The organism is Clostridium tagluense (assembly GCF_003865095.1).
GTDB classification, from domain to species: Bacteria; Bacillota; Clostridia; order Clostridiales; family Clostridiaceae; genus Clostridium_AD; species Clostridium_AD tagluense.
Genome location: NZ_BHYK01000083.1, coordinates 1 through 2,998 on the forward strand (window position 1 = coordinate 1; position 2,998 = coordinate 2,998).

Annotated in this window: 2 protein-coding genes and 1 pseudogene; 2 read left to right on the plus strand and 1 reads right to left on the minus strand. The window is 33.4% G+C overall.

The window, feature by feature from the left end:
- Nucleotides 1-305 (plus strand): annotated as a pseudogene (locus Ctaglu_RS25675) (replication initiation protein); the annotation flags it as partial.
- 272 nt (nucleotides 306-577) lie between these two features.
- Here the strand turns inward: Ctaglu_RS25675 and Ctaglu_RS24465 are convergent.
- Nucleotides 578-1,336, minus strand: a complete 759-nt coding sequence (locus tag Ctaglu_RS24465) for an aminoglycoside adenylyltransferase domain-containing protein (RefSeq protein ID WP_125006656.1) — start codon at nucleotides 1,334-1,336, stop codon at nucleotides 578-580.
- 1,058 nt (nucleotides 1,337-2,394) lie between these two features.
- Between Ctaglu_RS24465 and Ctaglu_RS24470 the strand changes: the two genes are divergently transcribed.
- Entirely contained in the window at nucleotides 2,395-2,853 is a 459-nt protein-coding gene (locus Ctaglu_RS24470; RefSeq protein ID WP_125006658.1) for a GNAT family N-acetyltransferase, read from the plus strand.
- Nucleotides 2,854-2,998: the final 145 nt, after the last annotated feature.

Genomic DNA, 2,998 nt, shown 5'->3' on the forward strand with positions numbered 1-2,998 from the left:
CAAAGCCACAACAAAACATTGACCATATTAAACTTGTAAAAGAGATTATAAAAGAAGAAATAACAGACCAGGAGGCACAAAGCATATTGATTAGTGCCAATGGAGATATAAATATAATCAAAGAAAAATATAGATGTTCTCAAAGAGCAGCTAAAATTACAAATATGGTTGGCTGGCTTATTGATGCAATAAAAAAAGATTACAATCCTCCTATAAGCAAGGTTAAAGTTGGTAAATTCAATGATTACGATCAAAGGGAATATGATTTTGATAAATTGGAGAAGAAATTACTCGGATGGGAATAGATGAATGTTATATATTTATTTTAGAGTAATGAGGGGTGTAGCCATATGTTAGCTATACCTTTTTTGTTTTTATTTTTATTTTCAAAAAAACCGCAAAACTTTTGGAAGAGCATATATATTCAGTGAAAACAAATTAGTTATGAGATTTTTAACATCTGTAGAAGGGTGACGACAACTACTAATGTAAAAATAACCTCCTAGAAAAAAGGGCTATTGCCCTTAGTCGATTGCGACGGAATAGAAGAAAACTGCGAATTGTACTGTCTTTATAATTATTCTTTTAATCCTATCTTGTTTTTCATATATTTACAGTATTCCAATGCAAGTGAATGATTCAGTATCATATTTTGGTCTGAAGTATAACATATAAGTGCTTCTTTTATTAATCCTTGATATTTACCATTAATATTTTTTATTCCCCATTCTCCACCTTCTTTTTTAGAAAGCACCAGTTTATCTTGCACATACGCCAAAACTCTGCAAAGATTCAAAATAATATAAATTGGATTATCTATTACTTCATCTTGTGACTCGATAATATCACTCTTAATACTATCTAAATATGCTTCTGATGATATCTCTCCAAAAACATCACTGATTGATTTCCCATATAGAACAATTCCCCGATTCTTAGTAATGACGAAATGAGCGGCTAAATCATGATCTGTACCATTCATTTTTTCAATATATTCATTAGGATTACTTTTATACCAGTTTAGATGCATATTTGAAAAATGTAAATCAAACGGTGTTGGATAAACAAAATTTTTACAATACTCACTCCTAACTAAACTCATTTCTATTCCTTTGGCTGGTGCATTATCATTCAAGGCAACAATAACATCCATAAATTTTTTCTTTTGCAGGTCTGTAATTGTATTTTCTACTACAACCAAAATATCCAAATCGCTTTTCATCGGATTAAAGCATCCCATGGCTATAGACCCATGTAGATATATTCCACCCAGATTCTTCTCGAAAATATGACAACTATATTCAACCAATTTATCTAATAACTCTTGCATTTCCATTATATCCTCCTCATAAAAAAATAAACAATCTTTAATTCGCCATTTTTTTACTGTTGCGACACAAAACATTTATTTAATTATACCATTACTTTTTCGTGCCTCAGAAACCTATAGATTTTTGAGACGCTAACAAGTAATGGAATATGACATGTAAATATATATATTTTTTACAATAAAGTATTAAATGGTATAATCTATACATAAGTTGCGTCACAATTGTAGAATATTGCGGTGCGACAAGAAGTCGCTAATTAGTAGTGTTTCATTAGAAACTATGTTAGTTACTAAACATATCCCCGCTTGAAACTGCATTCCAAGTAATTGGATTGTGGGTTGCATGAGAGTTAAGTACCTAATGTTATTGCTTTACGCAGAAGCGACACTGGGTTAGGGGAAAAGTGGGAGAGTATAAACGAAAGTTGAACCTTTGTAATCTTCGTCATCTACGATAAGTGTACTGCGGTGTTACAAGCTTAATATGGATAGGAAAGATTGTATCGCAATCCAATCGTGAAGTAACCCATATATCCATCGGAGTATAGAAGGATGCTTACCCATTTGAATCTATTATTAGTGGAACTTGGTAAACCCTTTGTGTTCCTCGATAGAGGTAGGGCAATTGTAAGAAAACTACAATACAAGAGGGTAAGGGATTGTGGAGAAAGCGAATGCCAGTAGGACGAAAGTTCAGGGAAAAAAATAACCCGCTGGATAGAGTTTGATAACTCACTCGAAAGAGAGCAGACTTCCACATGGTCCCCAACATGAAAGAAAACGGAAAGCAATTTCTTCGTAAAAGAGAAGTTCAGTTATGAAAACTGGTATTGATATCAGTCGGCTGCTAATATGAAAATATGTGAGGAAACTACACCAACGGATTTTTCGTGCCAAACAAATAGGGGTTTATAATCAAATTGTTTGAGGTAAATGGGGGCTTGAGCCGTATGTGTGGTGACACACAAGTACGGTTCTTAGGGGGGAAAGGAGCTGTAAAGCTCCCTACCTACCCGACTAGCAAGATATGATTAAGTTTGCAAATAAATTTTAGGAGGCTTTTTATGTATGAGTATTTTCATGGAATGATTATAAGGGAAGGGGCTGATGGTCTTAATGGAAATTACATTAAGAATTTGTTTTATGATGCAGGGTGGATAATACCTTCTCAACCGAAGTGGCAAGACGAAAAATACGAAATTTGCTTTAAGAATTCAACATGGGTATATACTGTATGGCATAATGAAGAAATGATAGCAATGGTAAGGGTAGTATCAGATAAGGTTATGACTGCAACTATTCAGGATTTGATTGTTGATAAGAAATATCATAGACAAGGAATCGGAAAAAAATTAGTTGAACTATGTTTGCAGAAACTACCTCATGGAAATTGGTGGGCACATACTACACCTGAAAACTATGATTTTTATAGAAAATGTGGATTTGACATTCCTAATTCAGAAAAAAGTGACACGCTTACATTTATGGGGTTTGCCAAATCAAAAATTGATGGACAAAGATGAATGAATTGATTCGCAATATGAATAGGTTTGGATTCAGATGTTGAGCCGATAAAAACTATCACCATAAGTATATACTTAAATGATGATAGCCACTAAAGTTGCTCAATTTCTGAAACAAGCTAAAGAACGATGCCGCGTTTCCACT

What these genes read in the sequence shown, in the direction of transcription:
- Ctaglu_RS24465 (WP_125006656.1), bottom strand. Translation starts at nt 1,336, where the DNA reads ATGGAAATGCAAGAGTTATTAGATAAATTGGTTGAATATAGTTGTCAT.
- Ctaglu_RS24470 (WP_125006658.1), top strand. Translation starts at nt 2,395, where the DNA reads ATGTATGAGTATTTTCATGGAATGATTATAAGGGAAGGGGCTGATGGT.